General features: G+C 55.7%; 16 protein-coding genes. 6 read left to right on the top strand and 10 right to left on the bottom strand.

Annotated elements, in window-relative coordinates:
* Window positions 1-37: 37 nt before the first annotated feature.
* Window positions 38-1246 carry an RtcB family protein gene (locus ACXAD0_RS13285; protein WP_475088980.1) on the top strand — a complete coding sequence of 403 codons (1209 nt, stop codon included), beginning with the start codon at window positions 38-40 and terminating at the stop codon, window positions 1244-1246.
* A gap of 106 nt (window positions 1247-1352) precedes the next feature.
* On the opposite strand, the gene ACXAD0_RS13280 is transcribed toward ACXAD0_RS13285, so the two are convergent.
* On the bottom strand, window positions 1353-2675 hold the full coding sequence (locus tag ACXAD0_RS13280) for an MFS transporter (protein WP_475088979.1): 1323 nt from the start codon (window positions 2673-2675) through the stop codon (window positions 1353-1355).
* 34 nt (window positions 2676-2709) lie between these two features.
* Window positions 2710-3720: a DUF1838 family protein gene (locus ACXAD0_RS13275; RefSeq protein ID WP_475088978.1), complete on the bottom strand. Its 1011-nt coding sequence runs from the start codon at window positions 3718-3720 to the stop codon at window positions 2710-2712.
* A gap of 228 nt (window positions 3721-3948) precedes the next feature.
* Here ACXAD0_RS13275 and ACXAD0_RS13270 point away from each other — a divergent pair, with 228 nt between their 5' ends.
* Together ACXAD0_RS13270 and ACXAD0_RS13265 are read left to right on the top strand one after the other, a co-directional pair.
* On the top strand, window positions 3949-6570 hold the full coding sequence (locus ACXAD0_RS13270) for a TonB-dependent receptor (RefSeq protein ID WP_475088977.1): 2622 nt from the start codon (window positions 3949-3951) through the stop codon (window positions 6568-6570).
* Between the two features lie 77 nt (window positions 6571-6647).
* The gene (locus ACXAD0_RS13265) at window positions 6648-7316 is read left to right on the top strand and encodes an NAD(P)-dependent oxidoreductase (protein WP_475090388.1); all 669 of its coding nucleotides are present in this window, start codon (window positions 6648-6650) and stop codon (window positions 7314-7316) included.
* Between the two features lie 59 nt (window positions 7317-7375).
* Here the strand turns inward: ACXAD0_RS13265 and ACXAD0_RS13260 are convergent, their stop codons facing one another.
* A complete protein-coding gene (locus tag ACXAD0_RS13260; RefSeq protein ID WP_475088976.1) occupies window positions 7376-8053 on the bottom strand; it encodes a TetR/AcrR family transcriptional regulator in 678 nt (225 codons plus the stop codon).
* Between the two features lie 339 nt (window positions 8054-8392).
* Here ACXAD0_RS13260 and ACXAD0_RS13255 point away from each other — a divergent pair, with 339 nt between their 5' ends.
* Window positions 8393-11209, top strand: a complete 2817-nt coding sequence (locus ACXAD0_RS13255; RefSeq protein WP_475088974.1) for a peroxidase family protein — start codon at window positions 8393-8395, stop codon at window positions 11207-11209.
* A gap of 109 nt (window positions 11210-11318) precedes the next feature.
* Window positions 11319-12059, top strand: a complete 741-nt coding sequence (locus ACXAD0_RS13250) for a hypothetical protein (protein ID WP_475088973.1) — start codon at window positions 11319-11321, stop codon at window positions 12057-12059.
* 16 nt (window positions 12060-12075) lie between these two features.
* On the opposite strand, the gene ACXAD0_RS13245 is transcribed toward ACXAD0_RS13250, so the two are convergent.
* Window positions 12076-13113 (bottom strand): alpha/beta hydrolase family protein, encoded by a 1038-nt coding sequence (locus ACXAD0_RS13245; protein WP_475088972.1) that lies wholly within the window; start codon window positions 13111-13113, stop codon window positions 12076-12078.
* Between the two features lie 205 nt (window positions 13114-13318).
* On the opposite strand from ACXAD0_RS13245, the gene ACXAD0_RS13240 reads away from it, so the two are divergent.
* Window positions 13319-14098: a hypothetical protein gene (locus ACXAD0_RS13240; protein ID WP_475088970.1), complete on the top strand. Its 780-nt coding sequence runs from the start codon at window positions 13319-13321 to the stop codon at window positions 14096-14098.
* 62 nt (window positions 14099-14160) lie between these two features.
* On the opposite strand, the gene ACXAD0_RS13235 is transcribed toward ACXAD0_RS13240, so the two are convergent.
* From ACXAD0_RS13235 to ACXAD0_RS13210, 6 genes are all read right to left on the bottom strand, one after another.
* Window positions 14161-15036 carry an NAD-dependent epimerase/dehydratase family protein gene (locus ACXAD0_RS13235; protein WP_475088969.1) on the bottom strand — a complete coding sequence of 292 codons (876 nt, stop codon included), beginning with the start codon at window positions 15034-15036 and terminating at the stop codon, window positions 14161-14163.
* 301 nt (window positions 15037-15337) lie between these two features.
* Window positions 15338-16027, bottom strand: coding sequence for a Crp/Fnr family transcriptional regulator (locus ACXAD0_RS13230; RefSeq protein ID WP_475088968.1), 690 nt, complete (start codon window positions 16025-16027; stop codon window positions 15338-15340).
* A gap of 267 nt (window positions 16028-16294) precedes the next feature.
* The gene (locus ACXAD0_RS13225; protein ID WP_475088967.1) at window positions 16295-16825 is read right to left on the bottom strand and encodes a flavin reductase family protein; all 531 of its coding nucleotides are present in this window, start codon (window positions 16823-16825) and stop codon (window positions 16295-16297) included.
* The gene (locus ACXAD0_RS13220; RefSeq protein ID WP_475088965.1) at window positions 16815-17783 is read right to left on the bottom strand and encodes a hypothetical protein; all 969 of its coding nucleotides are present in this window, start codon (window positions 17781-17783) and stop codon (window positions 16815-16817) included. Before ACXAD0_RS13220 ends, ACXAD0_RS13225 begins: the two co-directional genes overlap by 11 nt.
* A gap of 114 nt (window positions 17784-17897) precedes the next feature.
* Complete coding sequence (locus ACXAD0_RS13215; RefSeq protein ID WP_475088964.1) at window positions 17898-19316, bottom strand: FAD-dependent oxidoreductase; 1419 nt, start codon at window positions 19314-19316, stop codon at window positions 17898-17900.
* 190 nt (window positions 19317-19506) lie between these two features.
* Window positions 19507-20112: a hypothetical protein gene (locus tag ACXAD0_RS13210; RefSeq protein ID WP_475088962.1), complete on the bottom strand. Its 606-nt coding sequence runs from the start codon at window positions 20110-20112 to the stop codon at window positions 19507-19509.
* Window positions 20113-20337 lie beyond the last annotated feature (225 nt).

Here is a 20337-nt window from a genome sequence, read left to right as displayed (position 1 = left end):
CCGCGAAGTTAGTATGGTGGTGGAGTAGGGAGGAATTATGCCGGTAAGAAAAGTGCTCAACCAGAATGGGGCAGACGGTGGTGTACCGGTAAAAATATACACCGATGAAATCGAGTCTGCGGCAATGCAGCAGCTGAAGAACGTCGCGCAACTACCGTTTGTGCACTCACACGTGGCGGCCATGCCCGATGTGCATTTCGGGCTGGGAGCCACCATTGGCTCGGTGATCCCGACGGTTGGTGCCATTATTCCTGCCGCGGTGGGAGTGGATATTGGCTGCGGTATGAACGCCGTACGAACGTCTTTGCATGCCAATCAATTGCCTGACAGTCTAAAGGCACTACGGGAGTCCATTGAGGTGAAAGTCCCCGTGGGCTTTGCCCGACACAAGCGGGCGAATGTCCGGGAAGCTGCCTGCAAACGACTTGCTCCCGGAGCGGAACGACTGTTTGAGAAGCACCCTGAGTTGTTGAAAAGACTGAAAAAGCCGATGGAAACCTGGACGACCCAGGTGGGCACCCTCGGTGGTGGCAACCACTTTATCGAGGTTTGCCTGGATGAAAGCAATCAGGTCTGGGTAATGCTGCACTCGGGAAGCCGGGGGATTGGCAATGCGGTAGGGACCTATTTTACCCAGGTCGCCAAGAAGGATATGGGCGTTCATGTGCAGAACATCCCGGACAGCAATCTGGCCTACCTGCGCGAGGGAACGCAACACTTTGATGACTATGTCGAAGCTGTGCACTGGGGGCAGGAGTACGCGCGCGTAAACCGTCAGGAAATGATGGCGCTGGTGCTCGAATGCTTGCGAGCCCAATTGCCACCGTTCGAGATCACCTCTGAGGCGATCAACTGCCATCACAACTATGTGTCGATAGAGCAGCATTTTGACAAGGAGGTTTTCCTGACTCGGAAAGGTGCGATCAGCGCAAGGGAAGGGCAGTTGGGGATTATCCCCGGCTCGATGGGTGCGCGTTCTTACATCGTTCGCGGTAGAGGGAATCCGGAGTCTTTCTGCTCCTGCGCACATGGTGCCGGGCGAAGGATGAGTCGGACGGAAGCGAAGCGACGCTTCAGGAAGTCAGATCTCGAAGAGCAGACCCGGGGTGTCGAGTGCAGGAAGGATGTTGGTGTGATTGACGAAATTCCCGGTGCCTACAAGGACATCGATCAGGTGATGGCGAATCAGTCTGACCTGGTCGAAGTAGTGCACACGTTGCGCCAGGTGGTGTGTGTGAAGGGTTAACGGCGTGTTAAAAACAAGAGGGGGCTCTGTTCAGAGCCCTCTCTTGCGTTTGTTGCCATCTGTTTCTTGACCTTGGGTCCAAGTGTGGCGATCGCGTCGTTGGGATTTAGCTGGACGCACTGGGTTCCAGTGCCGTGGGCTTCTCACCCTCAGAGGAGAGCGTCGCGCGCAGCAGCAGGGCCCAGATGGCGACAACCAGTGCAAACAATCCAAACAGCACAAACGGCCCGGACTCCCGCCAGCCATCAAACAGGTAGCCCCCGACTTTTGTGGCGATCAGAATGCCCATGGCACCGGTCAAATTGAATACCGCGACAATCGGTCCACGCTGTGACTCTGGCGCGCGTTCGTTAATCAACACGCCACTGGCGATAATACAGCCGACTTCGCCCATCCCTATGAAGACGGCACAGATGATCATCGCCATGCTAAATGGGTCGGAAACAAAACCCGTTGCCATATAGCCGATGGCTGAAATAAGCAGCGCAACGACCAGCGCACTGACGCGATTCAGTTTGTCCGCCATGATCCCGAACAGTGGGGCGGTCATGAGGGCGGTGCCCTGGGCGACCACGACCATATTCGCCGCTTTCTTTAACGCTTCGGAGGTCTCAAGCCCCAAGACCTGTGTCCCATAGTTTGTTCCCCAGAGCGCAAAGAAGGTACCAACAATTGCCAGGTTGCCTCGCGCAACGAATGAGGCACCATAGGCCAGTGCGATCTTTGAGTCCTTCGCTGCCACAAAGCCCTGTCTGAGTTGCTGGAGCGCAGGTTGCTTTTCCTGAGCCGAGACAGGCCAGTCCCGCCGAATACCAAACCACATGGCAATCGCCGCGAGCACACATAGTGCTGCGCCCACGCCATAAGACAGCAGTCCGGCGGTGATGGGGTCATACCCCTGCGACTGAAAAATGCTGGGAAGGCGCAACAGCAGGAAAATGGTGAACACGGCACCAAGGCCATTCATGAAGCCCTGCATCCCGGCGGCCTTACCCCGAGATTCGTCTGCGAAGTAGTCTCCGATGAGTATAACCACGATACAGGTGATTGCCGCCAGGCCGCAGGCGCAGATAATTCTGGCGAGCAGGACACCGGCATAGGTCTCTGATAGCGGGAAGATCATCAGGCCAATGGCCGTCAGCAGAAATCCGATCACCATGACCACGCGTCGTCCCCTGCGATCTGCCATGGGGCCGAATATCAGCAAGGAAATCATCAGGGCAATTTCACCCCAGAATCCCAGGTCGCCGGCCAATCGACCGTGCTCCGATTCGGGAATATTCAGGAACTCAATAAACAGATAGCCGAACATCTGTGGAGCAAAAGTCCCCATCGCAATGAGGAGAAAGCTGGCTACGTAAAAGGTGGTGATATGGGTGGGTATGGTACCTGCCGACAGGTTCAATCCAAGAAATCGTGACTGTGTCATCGTTATTGTATCCCGATTATGATTTTCCAGTTTGTCAGTAGTTTACTTCTGACCCCTGGCTTTGGATTTGCTCGATCTCAACTTCTGGCGAAATATCCCGGGCGTAGGCCTCCCAGGTGCCGATGGGAAACCCATCATCCCAATCATTACACGGTTCGAGGTACTCGGGATGATATTTTTCGGTGTATTCGAGCACTGCTCTTGGGATATCGACATAGCCGTTATTCGATTTATGCGAGTTCATGCGCCCAAACAGCACACCCTGAACACCGCTTTGCCCCATTTTCATCCATGGCCACCAGGGAGACATGCGGGTAAAACCGCTGCTAAATGCTGCTGAAGGGGTGTCCCGGTCTTCGAGCTGGTCGAGAGGTGTGGAAAAGGTAAAGTGCTCGGAGGGGTTGATGTACTCCCCGGTACTGGCCTTGGGCCATGCGGATGGTGTAACCGGATTGCGATAGCGGTGGGTGTAGTCCCACTCGAGGGTCATCTGATCGCCAAACTGCTGCCAGGGCAGGATAAACGGAATGGACCCATCGTCATTGACGATCGCAGTCGCTTCGTTCATTAGGGTAGGGGCGTCTCCCGCTTCTCCCATCGCAAATCGGGGCATGACCGGGGTGAGCTCGCCCCGAATCCGATCGTTCAGAAAGTTATAGACCTCGACCCGTTCACCGGTATACGGGTTTAACCAGTCGCGCAAGATTGCGCCGGTGGCGGGGTCATAGAAATAGCCGGTTTCCTTACCCCTGAGTCGGATATTGCCATTGGACAATTGTTTGGCCTGAAACTGCCCGAGCCCACAGTAGCCAAATAGTGGCTTGGCCCGCTGGTCGCCGACCATTCCGAACATCAGACCGTGAAATGCAGAAAACACGGGCTCATCGGCATAGCTCGCCCAGAGCTTGCCGAAGGCATACAGGTTGTCCTTGGGATCCTGCAAGTCCAGTTTTTTTCGATTCTGATGCGCTCCGCTCCGTTGCGAAAATTGATATTTGTCATTTTTCTGCAGAAAACGCCGGAATAGATTCGAAAGGTCGCTCATGATCCTCAGCCCTTGTCGTGTTTTCCATTATTAAGTTCTGCCGTAATAAAGGACTGCAGTACGGCGAATGTTTTGTGTGCGAACCTGATTTCGAATCGAGTATTGCTTTATGAGAATTTCAAGTCAATAATTTGTGAACTAGAAGTCACAAGGGTGACGCATCAAGCCGATGTTTGCTTTATGCCCCATCGAGAAGTTCCGAATTCAATCATTGAGAGGAGCATTGGGATGTATAGGTATAAGAAAACAGCACTGGCCGCAGCCGTTGCCATGAGTATTTCACCGGTTGAGCTAATCGCACAGTCTTCGGAGGAGTCTGCCGGAGCAGTAGAAGAAATTGTCGTGACCGCACGACGCCGCAGTGAGAGCCTGCAGGAAGTCCCCATCTCAATCTCACCGGTTACCTCGGATGAAATTAAACAGCGCGCGTACTCCGGTTTAGAAGACATCGCTGCCGCTACCTCAGGCTTCACCTACGAAGGCTTTTCCACCAGCGGTACCAACGGCAATGCGGTGATTCGCGGTATGGCGCAGACCTTCACGACTGCGCGTACGCAAAACGTGGCGTTCTTCCTCAACGGTATTCATCTGCAGCGCCAGAGCATGATGAACTTCGGCTTGATCGATATGGAACGCGTGGAGGTCGTGAAAGGCCCGCAGAGCGCAATGTATGGCCGCAACGCATTCGCGGGTGCGGTGAACTACATTACCAGCCCTGCAACCGATTCCCTCGAGGCAAACATCTCGGTCACTGCGGGTAGTGACGAGCGGCAGGACATCAAGGCGTTGATCAGTGGTCCGATCATCGAGGATGTGCTGTACGGCAAGTTGAACGTGGCGGAATCTACCTACGACGGCCATACCCGCAATGACCACCCGTTTGCCGATGCCAGCGTGCCGGGCCCCAGTACGGAAGGGAAGCTGGGCGGCTGGGAAGACCAGACAATTTCCGCGGCGCTGGAATTCCGTCCCAACGAAAACCTGAATATCAAACTCGACTATTACCGGGCTGATATCGAGCGGGAATCCCAGCCGTATTACGTGATGTCTGGTGCCACCAATGTGGCCTGGGGTTTCACCACCTACAGCGATATGAACTGTAACTCGGTCACGCGAATGACCACCTTCGGTGCCCCGATTACTGCCAATTCCTGGTGGTGCGGTGAGGTTCCCTCAATGCCCACCAGTGCGCCGCATAACCTGGCTCCTCCGGAATCCGGTATTCCGGATGATATGGGGCATAACTCGATTACTGTGGACCCTCGTTCTGTTGGCGCCGTCGCGGAAACGGAAGTTGCCAGTATTGCGGTTGACTACGAGATTTCAGACAACGTGTCTGTGAGCTACCTGTATGGGCAGACCAGCAGTGACTCCTTTACCAATGGTGGCTCTGCCGACCGCGATCCATTGACCGGTGTCGCGAACCTCTGGGGCTTTGACGAGCTATTTATCCCGTTCCCGCCACCGGGAACCACGATACAGATTCCGCAAATTGCCTACACCAACAGCTTTAGTGGTCGCCCGATCTCGGTACTCGAGAGTGATTCCCATGAGCTTCGCCTGAATTTTGACGGCGATAAATGGGAGGGCGGTGTCGGGGTCTATTACAGCAATATCGATGATGAGAGCTACGATCTGACGCTGTATATGCCACTCTGTTCCGGCTTCAACGCCGGTGTCGACTACGGCATTCCCAGTCAGGCCGGTTGTGGCTTGCCCGCCGATGGCAGCGTCCCGTCTCCCTTATCCGGTGCTGACGACCAGACTGCCCAGATGCTCGGTGCCTGGCACGGATCTGAGTCCAAGCACACCCTGTATGACGACAAGATCTTCGCGCTGTTTACCGAGGTTGCGTACTCGCCAACGGAGAACCTGACCCTGCGCAGTGAAATGCGCTACACCGAGGAAGACAAATCCATTGAGCGACTGACCGATGGCTTTGGTGTTGCTCCGGGAGGGTTTGCGCCATCCGGTATCGTGGTGCCCAAGGACCAGGACAATTTCTACTACTTTACGCCGCGTCTGACCGCTGAATATCAGGTGAACCCGGACCAGTTTGTCTACGCCTCGGCCGCGATGGGTGTGAAATCCGGGGGCTTTAACAATACCTCCGATGTATCGCACCTGACTTATGACGAGGAACAGAACTGGACCTACGAGATTGGTAGCAAGAACACCTTCCTTGAGGGTGCCCTGCAGCTGAATGCAGCGCTCTACCTGATTGAATGGGAAGATCTGCAAACTTCTCAGGCGCCTGCTACCGGTACACTCGGCGACACCGTGTTGATTGCCAATTCGGGCAATGCCCAGTCGGTAGGTTTTGAAGTGGACGGTCGCTGGCTGATCGGGGATAGCTGGAGCACGGACTTTGCCCTCGCGTGGGCCAATCCGGAATATGAGGACGGCGTGGTCTATGAAGAAGGCCAGTTGTACATCAACAATGGGTGTAATGCGCCGATCATGACCATGCCGATGATCCCGGTACCCTGTGGTGATGCGGAGGTCGGCGGCAACCAGCTGGCCAGGACTTCCGAGTGGCAGGGTAGCTTCGGCCTGAACTACCAGACAGAGGTGTTTGGTGATTGGGCGCTGCAGGCACGTCTGGATGCGAACTACCAGTCCAAGCAATACGTGACGCCGCTTAATCTGGCACATACCGGTGATCGGACGATCACCAACGCCAACCTCTCACTGGCGGCACCGCAGAACTGGCGCTTTAACATCTGGGGTAAAAATATTCTGGATGAAGACTATGTCGGTGGCGTATTCGTCTTGAGTCAGTTTAACAAGATGATTATCGCTACAGGTATGGGCCCATCGTACGGGGCAACTGTCAGCTACGATTTCTAAATACCATCCAGGCCAGGCAGACAGGTCGCGCATCGACGCGGCGCTGTCTCCTGGCATTTTTATGCGCGGTGAAAGCCATGGAAACGTCAGCAAAAGGAATTGACGGTGAAAATAACCGGTTACTGATTTTCGGTGCTACCGGAAGAACCGGCAGGCATCTGGTACAACAGGCGCTGGAGGCCGGATATCAGGTAACGGCATGTTCGCGGAAGATCGATCGCCTCGACATCGAGCATCCTCGCCTTCGTAAAGTGAGTGTCGATATTCAGGATAGGGAGAGTGTTCAGAGCGCGATGGAGGAACCCTACGATGCTGTTCTATCTGCACTGGGGATTTTCCATAAAAGCCACGAAACGCCGCTCGCCGATGGAACGCGTAATATCATCAAGGCCATGCAGCAGTCGGGGCATCGTCGATTATTGCTACTGTCTTCGCTTGGTGTTGGGGACAGTATGGGGCAGGGCAACTGGGTCGTATCCATGGTGACCCGTTTCATTCTTCCGTATGTTCTGAAAGATAAAGAAGTGCAGGAAACGCTTGTGCGGGAGTCCGGGCTCGACTGGACGATCCTGCGGCCACCGCAATTACTGGATAAAGAGATCGCGCGCCCTTATCAGCTTTGGTCGGGGAGGCGCTCTGAAAAGGGGTTGCGCTGGAAAATCTCCACCAGAGACACAGCCCATGCCTTACTGCGCTTGCTCAATGACCGTGATTCCATAGGTCAGGCATTCCAGATCTCCTATTGAATTGGGGGTTAGGCGTTTTAGCGCTGTTCAGCCCGCTGGCGCACCGGTTTGGGTCAGTCTTAGTCTTCCAAAAATCGGTCCACGAGTGTATCTGTGACCGCTTCTATACGTTTCCAGCTGGCTTTTTTTCTCAAGTCCATACCAAAGCATTTTGGGCTGGAGACCTCCCGCATACAGAGATAATTGGTCATACAGTAAAACACCAGGGCAAGTGAAACGATATCGTCTTTGTTTTCACTATCAATATCCCGAAAAACTTCCGTCAGTTCCCGTGCGATTCGATCACTGGCGTCTTCGAGAATCACGGTGATTTCACTGGGGTGCATCAGTTCACTCGCCATGATGCGGGTAATCACGGGGCGACGGCGCAAGGCGGCAATGTAGTTGTGTTGCACCAACCGAAACTGTTCTTTGACAGTGAGTGAGGCGAATTCATCGATGTCGCCGCCGATCAGTTCTTCTGCGGTGGGCCAATTGGCGCTGCGCTCGATCCAGGCCTTCACTAGCCCTGGCAGTCCGCCAAAATAGCGATAGATCAACTCTTTACCGACCCCAGCCTCTTCAACCACGCTGTTGACCCCGATTCCATCAGGGCCGTCTCGTACCAGCAAACGTTCGCAGGTATCAATTAGCAGTTGTTCAGTTGCCGGGCGGTTCCGTTTACCCGTTTCTCGGCGAGTCGCAGCAGCCTTTTTACGCGGTCGCTTGAGTGTTGGGGTATCTGATTCTTTGGCCATGGCATTTGTACTCCACTCGATTCCCTACGGTTGGTTTCCCGATTACCGGAATGCTAACTACAACACGAAACAGTCACCGGCCCAATATCTCATTGCTGCTGAGAGATAGATCACTCTCAGAAGGTATTGGCGCGGTACTCTTCATCTCCGAATTTCTTTTGATAAATGTCATTTTTGGGGTGAATTTTACTACTTATAGTGACCTCGAAGTCAATTGTATTGACTTTAAAGTCACCAAGTGCGTTCCTTGCATTCTTCCAGTTGTCTGGTGGCCCACAAGGTTCGGGGATCAGGCTTGTTCGCTCCCCCCGAAACTGCAATATAACTTTGGAGTCTACTATGAGAATAATGAAGAAATCATTGGTAGCCGCCGGGATCGCAGCTGTAGTGGGGGTTTACGCGTACTCGGTTTCTAGTAATACCAACACCACCTGTGATCCAAACGCGGTACAGTCCTACGATGGCCTGTGTAACAACCTGTCTGACGCCGATTGGGGCGCAGCGGATCGCTTGTACACGCATGGTTACGAGGGCAGTGAGTATGCCGATGATGGTGTTTCACCGTGGATCAATGAGAAAGGATTGAGCACGGAAGCCATCAACGAGCGCGAGATCAGTAATCACCTGATGTCGAACAAAACCGGGGTTTCGCTGAATAGCGATACACTCCTGTCACATAACGTGCTTTGGATGGGGCAGTTCGTCACCCATGATGCCTCAAAGATTGACCGGGATCGCTTCTCGCATCCTTACTACACGGATACGATTCCGCGGCTGATCTTTGGCACCGACCCCCAGAATCCCACGACTGCGGATATCTATCAGTGGCTCGGCGTGCACCCCAATGACCCATCCAAGTGTCTGCCGCAGTTTGATGAATTTTTCCAGTTTGTGCCCTGCGCGAGCAAGATGCCGCTGAGAGATCCCTCGATTGAGGCCGCACAGGATTACATCGATAGTAATGGGGTACCGGGTATTCCTGTACTGTTCCCTGGTGCGCCGGAGAACGAAATCGCAAGAATCATGTTCTCGCGCAACCCGCTGTTGCCATTTACTGGTGAAGTCTCCAGTCCGGTGATCGTCCACCCTGATGCCATTTATGAGGTCGTAGATGGTCGCAAGGAAATTCGTAACCGAATCAACAGCTGGCTCGATCTCTCGCAGATCTATGGTGACTCGGCGGCAATTAACGCAGATCTCCGTTCCAAGCCCAACCCGCAGGATCCATACGGTCCGCGTATTCCGGTTGGGGGCGGCAAGCTTGCGACCTATGACTACGTGGGTGAAAACGCGAAAACGGTGCTTTATCGCCCCAATCCAGAGTTGAAAGCAGACCTGTATGAGTTCCTGCCGACAGCTGACATGGTACCCGCACATCCGCGCCCGAATGACCCGACCCGTGCCTTCAACCCCCAGGATGAATTCCTGTCCGGTGATGACCGCGCTTCGGAAAACCTGCAGTTGCTGACCTTCCACCTGGCGTTCCACCGCTATCACAATCGGGTTGCCGACCAGATGGCACTGAAGCATGCCGGAGATACTGCAGGTATGAGCGCAGACGAGGCAGACGAGTTTCTGTTCCAGAAGACCCGTCGTTTCGTGATCGGGGTCTATCAGCACATTCTGTTTGACGAATATCTGCCGGCCCTGTTTGGCTCCCAGTATGACGAACTGATTGGTGGCTACAGTGGCTACTCCTCCTCGATTAATCCGGACAGTAACACCAATATGTGGAACTCGGCCTTCCGTTATGCCCACAGTTCGGTGCCGAAAGAGTTCCTGATTTTTGATGAGAATGGACAGAACGTCATCAAGCCACATGTAGTGCTGGAATATCCCGATCCCCAGGGCCCGCCGGTGCCGACGTTTGTGGATGTTGTCACACGGAGCTTTATCCCTGAGTTTGGTACTCAGAATGTGCCCGGGTTGTCCCAGAGTGGTCCGAACCCGCCATTTACGGTCGCGAACCATGTTGCGCTCCATAGCACCGGCGGCAAGGGCATAGCGAATGTGATTCGCTCCATGAGCCGTACGGTAACCGCCAACATCGACCTGATCTATGAAGACAGCGTGCGGGATGTCGTGGCCGCGCAGAGTATGATCAATGCGGGTATCGACCTGGCTGCGATTGATATTCGCTCAGCGCGGGAAGTCGGTGTGCCTGACTTTAACCGTTTACGTGGCGTCTATCGTGGCAAGACCATCTACCAGAACAGCGGTAACAACGACAACTGTCGTGTCTGGCACCTGCTGTATGAAACCGATCCGATTGATTGCTTCCTGGAGATTACCTCCAATGTGGAAGTAGCGGAGGAGTTACGAGCGCGCTATCGCAAGGTCTACAACGTGGAAGGCTTGCTTGGCTTGCTGGCAGAAGACAAGGTTGCTGGTTCTTCTTTGCCGCCGACCATGGCCCGCATGATCGCCCGCGAATTCAATCTCAAGCGCAGCGGTGACCGCTTCTGGTACGAATTGGTCTACCAGGACGATGCGGAAACCCTCGCTGAAATCCAGTCGGTATCGATGGCAGATATCTTCGTGCAAACCGCCTGTGGTGTCGGTGAGCCTGGTTGTGCACTGGATAAGTCGGAGCTGGGAACGCTCGATGCCAACGGTTACATCAATGCCTTCGTTGTTGACCCTGCTATTGAGCAGGTGACCTACGAGGCCGGTGCATGTGTACACGCAGGTTTCTATCCAAACCTGGACAATCCGGAAGATACCAGCCTCGCCAGCAGCTTCGTTGCCTGCTCCGAGAGCTACTCGCGTGATGCGTGTGCGGTTGCTTCGTTCGATGGGGATATTACCGGTGACGGCATTCCGGATGTGACTCCGTTCGAATCGGTATTCCTTGGTGCGGCCAAGCCTTATGGTGATCAGCTCTGTCCTGATGTACTGGAACCGCAGCATGTGAACTTCCAGTTCGGTCCGACAGCGGTCATGCCTGCGGTCGGCACCTGTCGCCAGGGCTTTATCCATACCCGCGATCGTGTGTATGCCTTCCCGTTCGGTGCACCGTTGAATGTGACGGAAGTGGAGCGCTGGTGTACCAGCGATGGCAAGAACTTCCTCGCCGGTGGTTTGTTCGGAGAGTGGGTGGATGGTGCTCAGCCTTCACCTGGGCCGAGTGCCTATCCGCCGCCGGTGCGTAACTAACATCCCTCCAGGATGAACTAAGATGTACTCGAGGTGCTGCTAGAAGTAACTTGATGGGTGCTCCCTATGGAGCACCCCTTTTTCATTTATAACGCTAAGGTACTCAGCGATGGAAACACTTGAGGCACAGGACTCGGTCGGAATGATTAACGAGTATGCCAATGAGTTTGAACAGCGCATCGTCAGTGCACTGGGGCTCTCACTTTCTGAGGCATTTTCTGACCTTGCTGTTTTGAAAAACCTCCAGGGAGGGGAGATGGGGTATGCCCGTGTCTACACCCATGAAAGTGGTGTGATTGAGAAAGCGGCTTTTATGTCCCTGACGATGATGCCCGGGATGCGTTACTTCAATATCCATGTCATTCCCAAAGCGGAGTTCAATATTCCCCGTTTTAGCTTCGAGGGGATGCTGAACAATAAAGGAAGTCAGGTCTCCCTGGATCTGTACCCAGACTTTGATGTGACAATGCATCTGGACTATTTCACTGATCGCTTCCAGCGCATTCGGACAACCTATCAGGAGGCGAGATTCGATCATCCGGTTGAAGAGATTGAACCTTCTCGGATGGAGCATATGCGAGCGTGCTGTTCACCGTACTTTCTGTTGGCATATGGCGTTGCGGTAGAAAATCTGGGTGTGTTTTCCCGCTATGCCGAGAACTATCTGGCAGATTGGCTGGACATTTGTGCAAACGCGCCGCGCAATACTCAAGTAGAGACAGAAGCACGTCGCGTTCGCCGCAAGCGAATTATGCAGGCCATTATCGATGCGGATCCCGACCGCGATAAGGTGGTAATGGTATTCGGTGAGGCGCTCACCCAGCGCATTGAGCAAGCCACAATGCTCTAGGAAGCGTCGGTTAACACTATTTGCGTTCGACCGCCAGTAAGCCCGATTGCGTTGACGGATCGAGGTCCGCTAGCCGTAACCGGGCTGACGCGCTGTTAAGCAGGTGCGACTCGAGGAAGTCCCGGATAATCCGTGCCATCAGGTAGCGACTTGCGTCATCGTCTACGGGCTCCTCCTCGAATACGCGATCATTCGTTCGATCGACCGGAAAGCAAATTGAAAAGTGATTCGATTCCCGCAGCAAAACCAGCAGATTGTTGGCGTCGTTAGCGCTGACTGCCCGATGGAATGTGTCGCGCACCAACTGGGTAGGCGACGCCGCGGTGGCGCCATACCGGGTGGCACTATGTGCGATACAGCCATCTTTTTCTCCCCCCAGTATTAGCACCGCCGTATCCGTGGGTATCGGCAAGAAGTGATCTTCTGGCCAGCCCAGGTCTACGGTCGCCCCCGTATGCGCGCCGTAGGAGAATACGGCCTTGACCCCTGGTACCCAATCCCCGCGCGCATTCAGCAGGGCTAACGCGCCGCCGGCAGAATGCCCGCCCAGCGCGATGCGATCCAGATCCAGTTTCCCTTGAAGGGGGCCCTGTTGATGATGGCGTTCGAGCAATGCGCGGATGGAAGGTAGTGCCACTGCGGAGGCCTGTTTGCCAAAATGCTCCGGCGTCATCGCGCTGAGTGCAATGCCCGGGGTGGCGCTGGTCAAACCCGGTATCTCCTCGGAGACCATCTGGTAGGTCACCATCACGATACCTGCGGTGCAGAGCTGCTGTGCCAGCCAGGCGTAGGTAAAGGGGTCTGTATTGATGCCCGGCAAGAAGATCAGCACGGGATAGGGCGGGAGCCGGTCCGCCGGGGTTGTCCGTTCGGCGTGCTGGCCCGCGTCTTCGGCGTCGTCGGTAGCAGGGTAGAAGATACGTACGATGGCCGTATTGAACGGTGGGGTTCTCCCCTCGATATGCACTGCATCTGACAGACTACGGATACTTGTCATTGGACGGGTTTCACTGCCGCGGTTATCTGGAGCACTGGCGACGCTCAATTTTGCCACCTTATCCAGCTTAGTAATGGGGTGACGTCTCGCGATTGATAAAAGTCAATTCTCGCCCGGGGTGAATAGGATAGAACAAACCAGATAGGATTCCTCATTCTACGCTGGTTTCTCTCTGCTCCCTGACTCACTGGTGTGGTGGAGCGGTTACGGCATAATGAAGAGAGGAGAGCATTGATTTCCATTGTGTTAAAGCGAGACCGTTATGAAACGCACGATTCCGGGCGAAAGAGTAAGTGGACTATTGGTGACGGCCGGGCTGGCGCTGGCCGTTGGTCTCTGGGCGGGCGTGTTACAGGCGTCTGATGCTGGCTCCCAGTCTGGGCGCGCGGCGGTAGCGGCGTTGTCTGCGGGTACTGACGAAGCGTTTTGCGGGGATTTGCAGAAATATATCGTGCGCGCCGACATGGCCGTGGAGAATATCGTTCACAAGCCCGACAGCTATGAGGGGGCCTTCCGTAAAGCGAAACCGCTCGCACTGCCGCTGACCAGCCATCAGTTTGTTAACTTTGCCCGGGCGGATGGCAGCCAGGCAGATTTTCCGGTATCGGTTTCCTGCAAGATGAAGACCACCGAGCGGATTCATACCGCTTTGCAGGAGTCAGGCTCGACGGTTGGACTGGCCAGTGCGGATGGCGAACTGAGCGTCGACCGGAGCTGCAAGCAATGGACCGAAGAACTGGTGCAGGCGGCGTATCAGAAGTTGGAATCTGCCGGCGCAACAGACCTGTGGCCGAGAGACAAAATCGTCTTTGAAGAAGATGGGGTTTCCATTGGGCCTTTCTGGCTCAACCCGCATCCTTATCAAACGGCATACGCAGAGGCGGGCATGCTGCACCTTCGCAGTAAGTCCCTGCATGTGGAGTACCGTCGTTTTATGCCGGTGCCGGATAGCTTTATGGGCACCCACTACTGCCATTTGATTACGCCGGAATACCTGTCTCGATTGATTTCCCGTGAGGAGACCGCGTTGCCACAGGGCTGAGTCCGAAGGCGCCGGGTCACGCCCCATCCGGAATACCCGGACTGGGGCGTTTTTATTGGTGCCTAGCTGGCAGGCTCAGCCTGCGCCGAGGAGATGTAATGGGCATTGGGATCGCCGTGTTTGACGCGATAGCCACTTGCATAAATTTTCCCGGCTGAAATCTTGCGGGTGGGAGCCTTGATCTGCCCGAGAAACTCCAGTGGTTCCAGTCCCTCGGCAACACAAATCGCGTCGAAAATCTCCTTGTTCGTGAAGGGCTCTCGTTCGTTGTCACACACATTCAATATGCCCTTCAGGTCATTTTGTATCGCGTGAGCAACGGCCGCGACCACATCCTCGAAGTGGATGGCGTAGAGCAGTGCGTCTGCGCCGAATACTGCCTTTCCACCGAAATAGCTGTGCGCAAGCTTGACGCGATCAGGGAAGGACAGGTCACCGGGTGCGCCGTACATGTCCGGGAAGCGCAGCACGCAGCCATCAGCCCGCGACAGAATTTGCTGCTCCGCTTGCTGGTAGTAGAGCGAGGAGGGCTCTTCGTGGTTGGAGGTGGGCGTCTCCTCTGTGATCGGTGCAGTTCCGCTACCACCATCGCCGTACACGGAAAACGACGACAGGAAAATCAAGCGCTCGCAAGCGGCGGCCGCATTCTCACAGGAGGCGACCAGGGTTTCCCGATAGTGTTGGTGACGCTCCTCGAGGGTACGGGTATTGCGCACGTTGGGGGCCACAGTGACGATGATGGCATCGCAGCCGGATGCCGCCGCGGCGACTTTTTCGGTTTCATGACCTTTAAGCACGGCGACCTCGTCAGCGTACTGTGCCAGCTCTTCGACTTTGCCGGGCGTGGTTGTGGTGCCAACGATGTGGTGGCCCTGGGCACGCAGCAAGGTGCCGAGTGCGCGGCCGACGTGTCCCATTCCCATAATGAGAATTTTCATAGTGGTCTCCTGCCAGAAAATTAGAACAGCGTTACGAGATCAGGCCCCGAACGGCAGGCCACGGTACGTTATTCACTGATGGTAGGGGGGGTTAACGCGTGGACATTGATCATTATCAATTCCGACTGCGTGCACTGACGAGAAGGGCGCAAATTACGACAATGGGGGAGGGGCCTGGCAGCCTGAATACTGTCGCCGATTGGCAGCCGCCGGACGGTGGCGCTAATCAGCCGCTATTCAGCCGGTATGCAGGCGTAATGAAGAGGCTCGAGTGCCCGCATTTACGCGCGGGCACGCGGCATCAATGAACGCTGGCGAGCTCTTCGAGCACCTCGTGATCTTTCACACGGATACTGTGGGCGTTGATGATTTCGATCAGGCCCATGGTTTTCAGGCGTGCAAACGCGCGGCTGACGGTCTCGATGGTGAGGCCCAGATAGTCGGCAATATCCTGCCGGCTCATGATGAGCTCGATGTTCCCCTGTTGCGTGCCGCACTGGCGACGCAGCAGCTGCGACAACAGGAAGCACAGTCGCTCATGGGCCTTTTTCTGGCCAAGGGCAAAAAGCTGATCCAGGGTTTGTGCGAGAACATCACCGCCGATCTGACGGGCATTCTTCTTGAGCTGCGGATAGCGGTCGACGCGTACCAGGAAATCACGACGGGGGAAGGTTTGCAGTTCGGCCTCGCTCAGGCAGATCACGCTGTATTCGTATTCGTCGGTATTGGTGAAGCCGATGTAGTCGCCGGGATAAGCGAAGGAGATGACCTGGCGACGACCTGAGCGGGAAAGGCGCTCAATCATCAGGGCACCGGATACGATCACATAGGAATATTGTGCGGGGCTGTGCTGCCGGATAAGGCAGTCTCCGGTAGGGATGCGCCGACGCTGGCAAATCTCTGCGATGTCCGCAAGTTCACCTGCGCCCAGTCCGCGGAACAGCTTCGAGTGGAAGAAAGTTTCCGGTGGTTTCAGCGCGAGGTTATTCATGATCCAGCTACCCGACTGTTATTGTTTTAACACAGACTAATGGCAAAGGACTCGCCTGTCTATCCACTTCAACGTATCAATATTACCGGCTTTAGAACGGGGCATGGTGGGACTGGAATGCCCCATTTGGGCGCCTCGGTGGACAGAAAGTTGCGCCCTCTGACCTGGGAAAGGATGCGGGTCTCGCATCCGGCCCTCCTGCACGGAAAAATCGTCGAATTCTGTGACAATTCTTTACGTCGCAGGCGGGACGGCTGGGCAGGTTAGTCAGGCAATGCTCGCGTAACGGCCACCGTGAAACACCAGTGGTCCGGACTCTTGAGTGTGCATTTTTTCGACACGCCCAACAATGATCACGTGATCTCCGCCTTCATAGCGATGCGCGACCGAGCACTGCAGGCGAGCGCAAAACTCTTCCAGCAGGGGAATACCGCTGTCGCTATGGTGATAGGCAGCCTGGGCGAACTTGTCGACGCCGCGTTTGGCGAACAGGGACGAGACATCCTGTTGTTGCTCCGACAGCACGTGAACGGCAAATTCAGAGCACTGGTCGAACGCCTCAAAGCAGCCGGTTTTCTTGTCGATACACCAGAGGATCAGGGGTGGATCGAGCGACACCGTATTAAAGCTGCTGACGGTCATGCCTACTGGCGAACCATCGGTATCATTGGTGGTGACAATCGTCACTCCCGTGGGGAAGCGGCCGAATACCTGCCGCAGCTGTGTTGGTTCGACTTCGTAGGATTGTTCCTGCAGCGGGGGGGCGATACCCGCGATCGCTTCAGCATTAATCGACATAGTTGGCTCCCAGTTTCAGTTCGCCTTCCTGCCAGCGAAGGACCCCAAAGGTGGTGTACTTCTCTTTCTGTGATTGCATGAACTGCCAGGCGCAGACAAAGGTGTAATCCTCATCGACCTGGGTCTCGCGGGACCACAGTTTGAATGCCTCGCCGTAGACGTGACGCACGGAGTACAGGTAGCGGCCATAAGACATGCCATTGCCGTACATATCCGGTCCATGGTACTGGTGATGATTACCGGTGCGCGTGCGCATCGCTTTCCAGCGCGCATTGACGACGCCGGAGATTTCAATGGTCTGTTCAGAGTGCAGCAGGTTGATCGGGTTGTGGTGAATCACAACATCGTTGTGGCCGATCAATTCCTGCTGCTCGTTGTAGACCTCAAAGCGTCCACTCAGGGTGCCCGCGTGTTTTACCGGGAGGTTAAATGGGCGCTTGCCGTCGAGCTTTTCTTTCTCAAGGAAGGCTTCAACCCGCTTGCGGGTAGACGGATTGGTGTCGTGATCCTGGGTGACGGTGTAAAGGCCGTTGAAAACGCCAACAAGGGTGTCGCCTTCAAACAACTGGGAGGAGTACACCTGCATCCCCAATTCGGGAACCACATGATTCATGGTGCGCAGGTTAACGTTCCAACCGGGTGAAAAATAATTCGAGTCCACCAGCAGCCCATAAGGTCTGCCACTGCCGAAGAAATCCGGGCCGGTATAGATTCGGTCCTGATCGGAGTCGATGACGCCAAACTTGAAGGGCGCGCCGATTTCAAAACGATCATTGAGCGGGCCGGTGGCATCGAACTTGGTGTTCATCCAGTAGGTGGTACGGCCATCCTCGAACTCACTGGCGCGGCTGACTTTGTTGTAGCCCACATGGGTGCCATCTGCCTCAAACAGGGACGGCAGGCCGTGCCACTCACCCTCGATGGCTTTTTGCCAGTTGCTCGGCTGTTGATCGCTCATAGTCAGTCCCCGTATTGGTCGCGCCGTTTGTCGGCGCGACGTGCGCTAATGCAATAATTTGCGACGATTTGCCCGAATTGTTGATCGGGCAAGCGTCCTGCGCTTTATCAATTGTCAAATATTCATGACCGGTGGCGCCGCAGCCGTGAGTTCGGCGGCCTGATCCGTGGCATCGCCCACCAGGGCAAATCCCTGTAGCTGGCCATCGGCATCGACAAAGCGCGCGCTGACTCCCTCTGCGTCCTGTCTGTCGAAGTGCCAGTTGCCATCGATACCTGCCGCCGGTGGGGAAACGACCACCGGGCACAGGGTTGTCTTGATGGAAACCGGCATGGTGTCGTAGCGCACCGGAGTCGGGGTACCGGCAAAGGTCTGTGCCAGTGCGCGGGCAGCGGCCAGCAGGGGGGCGACATAGCAAAGCGTGTGCCCGTCGACCTCTGCACAGTCTCCCAGTGCATAGACATCGCTGGCGCTGGTGAGCAGGTTGCGGTCGGTGGTGATGCCCCTGGCGGTAGCGATACCAGCCTGTTGTGCCAGTGCGATGCGTGGGCGTACGCCAACGGCACTGATTACCCGGTCGACAACCAGCTGCTCACCGTTAGCCAGTGAGGCGCGCACGCGGGTTCCTTCGTAGTCGAGCGATTCCACGGTGGTGCCGAGCGAGAAGCGCACGCCGGCATCGGCCAGTTTCTGTTGTACCAGCGCGCTGGATCTTTCAGGGAGCAGGCCGCCGAGAATCCGGGGTTGGGCTTCGATCACCTGCACCTCGAATCCGGCTTGCACCAGGTCGTTAGCGTATTCACATCCGATCAGGCCGCCACCGATAATCAGCACGGAGCGGGCGCCGGCACTGGCAGTATGGAAACGAGTGAAATCCTCCAGGTCATTGATGCGTAACGCGCAGCCAGCGGCGCCGCCACCGGTGGGAATCTCAATGGTGTCGGAGCCCAGTGCGAGGACTAGCTTGCCGTATTGCAGCTGCTGGCTCGAGTCCAGGGAAATGGTGTGCGCCGTGGTATCGATCGATTGCACCCGCGTGTGTACGAGGATCTGGGCAGAGAGCGCAACGGCCATTTCACGCGCCGTCTGGTTGACCAGCTCGTTGGGGGTGCGTCCTTTCTGGAAAGCCGTGCTGAGCTGCGGCTTGGAGTAGTAAGCGCCATCGTCTGCGCTGATCATGATGAGCGGTGTGCGGGTATCGAGCTTGCGAAGTTCCCGGGCGAAGTTGTAACCGGCGAGACCGGTACCCAATACGATGACCGGCGCAATGCTCGGGTCGATATCGGCAGCGGTGGATTCAGCGGCAGCGATGGTTTCCGGTTGTGCCGGGGCTTCCGCTGGCGCCTCAGCGGCGACCTGGCGGACCTCAACCATCTCGAAGTCTTCCTTGCCCACCGCACACTCGGGGCATTGCCAGTCATCGGGGACATCTTCCCAGCGTGTGCCAGGCGCAATGCCATCCTCCGGGGCGCCTTTGGATTCGTCATAGATCCAACCACACACCAGGCATTCCCAGATTCGATACTCCTGCATTTGCATACTCCTGCAATCTTGTTCTACACACGAGGGGGCAGCGCGCTGCGGCGCCATATTCCCCAGACTAAAAAGGTGTTTTTCCCTAGTGGATGACAATTGTCAAGAACCGCTGGGTCCTTTAGCGGCAGTGTTGGAGATATAGCTGGGCACTCGTGCGTCTCAGGCGGTCGAGCTGCCCATGGATGCGTCAGGCCAGCTCGGCCCAGATTTTTGCGCTGAAGGGCGCTTCATGCACGGCGCCGTCAGGGCCGCGTGGGTCCAGCTCGTGGCGTTTGTCGCAGGTCGGCGACAGGCGGGTCCCCTTGGCGGTCAGCGTTCTGGTAGCGATGCCATTGCGGTAAAGCACGGTGTGGCGCACCCGCTGGCCAGGGGCGGTGAGCATGATGAAATCGGGTTCCATATAGATATTACAGGCGGCATCCAGCTGACGCGCGTTGAACGTCAGAATGCCAACGCCGCCGGATACACCGACATTCTCGTAGGCGCCGGGTCCGAGTGAATCAAATACCAGGACGCCGTCCTGCATCTTGCCGGTAAAGGTTTTGGCCGTTGAGCTGCGTCCGCGAAAGTGGACGTTGGTGAGCTTCAGGGTGTAGCCGTCGAAATCGAGGTACACCAGATTGTCGAACGGGCTGCGTCCCGGTGTGCCGCTGCCTGCAGTTGTGTCGTCGTCCAGCGGGGCACCGTCGAGCTCAAAGAGTTCTACCTGATCGTGCCAGGTACCGCGCATCTGCAGCAGGTTGTATCCGACGGAGCCGACAGGGAAAACAGGGGGTTGTTGCATCTCAGGCATGTTGGCCGCTCACTTGTTCAATGGTTGTGAAAACGCGCACTGTGCGTTTTGTTGTTAAATAGACATAATGGTATAACAATAACGCAAATTGGCTATGCCAACTACCCGCGTCGCCGGATCTCGTCGTCCGCGGTATTCGGCCTGAAATACGTTGAACGCGAAAAACCGGTTATGCGGCCATTTTGTGTCGAGTCGGTAAATTTGCAAAAAGAATAATCAACGCGG

Source organism: Microbulbifer sp. ABF4_148, from assembly GCF_056158985.1.
Note: the sequence above shows the minus strand (reverse complement) of the source record. Positions and strands in the feature narration are given on the sequence as shown.